Annotated in this window: 1 protein-coding gene; it reads right to left on the bottom strand. The window is 42.1% G+C overall.

Annotation, left to right across the window (positions count from 1 at the left end):
- Positions 1–240: DPP IV N-terminal domain-containing protein (locus WKF69_RS18510; RefSeq protein WP_340383866.1), on the bottom strand; the 240-nt coding region annotated here is incomplete at both ends.

Below are 240 nucleotides of genomic sequence, written 5' to 3'. Positions count from 1 at the left end.
GTTTTAGGTAAGGCGTACGAATCATAAAGAGAACCTTGAGCGCTTGCCAACTCACGTACAACTTCCCCTTTATCATTTACTAACGCTGATTTTGCCGGGCTGGTAAGACTTGAATAGGTCGTTATAAAATATTTGCCATCCGGAGATAATTTTATCTGGTGGTCGTAATTTCCGAATGTAAGGCGTTTTGGCTCATCCGTACCCTTTAAACCAACTTTATAAAGGTCGTAGCGGGTTGAG

Source organism: Daejeonella sp., assembly GCF_037719425.1.
In the GTDB taxonomy this organism is placed as follows: Bacteria; Bacteroidota; Bacteroidia; order Sphingobacteriales; family Sphingobacteriaceae; genus Daejeonella.
Note: the sequence above shows the minus strand (reverse complement) of the source record. Positions and strands in the feature narration are given on the sequence as shown.